We start from the raw sequence: 2,433 nt of genomic DNA on the forward strand, positions 1-2,433 counted from the left end.
TAGTAGTGGTAGACGCGAAACCGTGTGATCTACCCATGGGCAGGGTGAAGCTGTAGTAACATACAGTGGAGGCCCGAACCGATATACGTTGAAAAGTGTTCGGATGACCTGTGGGTAGGGGTGAAAGGCCAATCAAACTCGGAAATAGCTCGTACTCCCCGAAATGCATTTAGGTGCAGCGTTGATTTATAGTTTTATAGAGGTAGAGCTACTGATTGGATGCGGGGGCTTCACCGCCTACCAATTCCTGACAAACTCCGAATGCTATAAAATGTTCATCAGCAGTGAGGGCATGGGTGCTAAGGTCCATGTCCGAGAGGGAAAGAACCCAGACCATCAGCTAAGGTCCCAAAATATATGTTAAGTTGAAAAAACGAGGTTGAACTGCTTTGACAGCTAGGATGTTGGCTTGGAAGCAGCCATTCATTTAAAGAGTGCGTAACAGCTCACTAGTCGAGCGGTTCGGCATGGATAATAATCGGGCATAAACATATTACCGAAGCTATGGACTTGTAAAAGTGGTAGGGGAGCATTGTAGTGGCGTTGAAGGTGTGCTGTGAGGCATGCTGGAGTAGCTACAAAAGAAAATGTAGGCATAAGTAACGATAATGCGGGCGAGAAACCCGCACTCCGAAAGACTAAGGTTTCCTCAGCTATGCTAATCAGCTGAGGGTTAGTCGGGACCTAACGCGAACCCGAAAGGGGTAGTGGATGGACAACTGGTTAATATTCCAGTACCTGCTCATACTAAAAGTGACGGAGGCGTAAATTTGGTGCGAACTGACGGAATAGTTCGTTGAAGAGAGTGGTAACACCTCGATAGTACACTAAGGCTACGGCCGCGGTGATAATCCAGAGTAGCGACTTCCAAGAAAAGCGAATGAAGCAGCCCGTACCCTAAACCGACACAGGTAGTTGGGATGAGAATTCTAAGGAGCTCGAGAGATTCATGGCTAAGGAACTAGGCAAAATAGACCTGTAACTTCGGGAGAAAGGTCGCCACCCTTCGGGGTGGCCGCAGTGAAAAGGTCCAGGCGACTGTTTATCAAAAACACAGGGCTATGCTAAATTGAAAGATGACGTATATGGCCTGACACCTGCCCGGTGCTGGAAGGTTAAGTGGAGGGTTTAGCTTCGGCGAAGATCTAAAATGAAGCCCCAGTAAACGGCGGCCGTAACTATAACGGTCCTAAGGTAGCGAAATTCCTTGTCGGGTAAGTTCCGACCTGCACGAATGGTGCAACGATCTGGACACTGTCTCAGCCATGAGCTCGGTGAAATTGTAGTATCGGTGAAGATGCCGATTACCCGCAGTGGGACGAAAAGACCCCGTGCACCTTTACTATAGCTTAGTATTGGTTTTGGATAAGTAATGTGTAGGATAGGTGGGAGACTTTGAAGTGGCGTCGCTAGGCGTTGTGGAGTCATTGTTGAAATACCACCCTTTGCTTATCTAGAGTCTAACCTTCGAAGAAGGGACAGTGCTTGGTGGGTAGTTTGACTGGGGTGGTCGCCTCCAAAAGAGTAACGGAGGCTTCTAAAGGTTCCCTCAGCACGGTTGGTAATCGTGCGTAGAGTGCAATGGCATAAGGGAGCTTGACTGAGAGACCTACAAGTCGATCAGGTACGAAAGTAGAGCATAGTGATCCGGTGGTTCCGCATGGAAGGGCCATCGCTCAAAGGATAAAAGGTACGCCGGGGATAACAGGCTGATCTCCCCCAAGAGCTCATATCGACGGGGGGGTTTGGCACCTCGATGTCGGCTCGTCACATCCTGGGGCTGGAGAAGGTCCCAAGGGTTGGGCTGTTCGCCCATTAAAGTGGCACGCGAGCTGGGTTCAGAACGTCGTGAGACAGTTCGGTCTCTATCTACTGTGGGCGTTAGAAATTTGAGTGGATCTGTTCCTAGTACGAGAGGACCGGAATGGACAAACCTCTGGTGTATCTGTTGTTCCGCCAGGAGCATTGCAGAGTAGCTACGTTTGGAAGGGATAAGCGCTGAAAGCATATAAGCGCGAAACCCACCACAAGATGAGATTTCTTTAAAGGGTCGTAGGAGATGACTACGTTGATAGGTCATAGGTGTAAAGGCAGTAATGTCATAGCCGAGTGATACTAATAACCCATAGGCTTATTGTACGCCTGTTTTTTATAAAGTTCCATACAATTATTATAAACAATCATGTTATTTTTTCAATATGTTAAGATATTTATCTTTCAATATGCTTTTAAAGCTTATAAGAAAGAGATCCCGTAACAAATGCGGGACTAAAGCTTAAGGTGATTATAGCGATGGGGCTCACCTCTTACCATTCCGAACAGAGAAGTTAAGCCCATTTGCGCCGATGGTACTACATTGTGGAAGAGTAGGTCGTCGCCTTTTTTAAACCCTTCAATATTTATTTATTGAAGGGTTTTTTTATATACTATAAT

At 47.0% G+C, this 2,433-nt stretch carries 2 rRNA genes (1 of these 2 only partly in view); both read left to right on the top strand.

The features are described 5' to 3' along the window. Nucleotides 1-2,139: ribosomal RNA gene (locus ACVC3Y_RS10170) — 23S ribosomal RNA — on the top strand; it begins 682 nt to the left of the window's first position. A gap of 137 nt (nucleotides 2,140-2,276) precedes the next feature. After that, nucleotides 2,277-2,383, top strand: a 5S ribosomal RNA gene (gene rrf, locus ACVC3Y_RS10175). Nucleotides 2,384-2,433 lie beyond the last annotated feature (50 nt).

This window comes from Lacinutrix cladophorae, assembly GCF_053604645.1.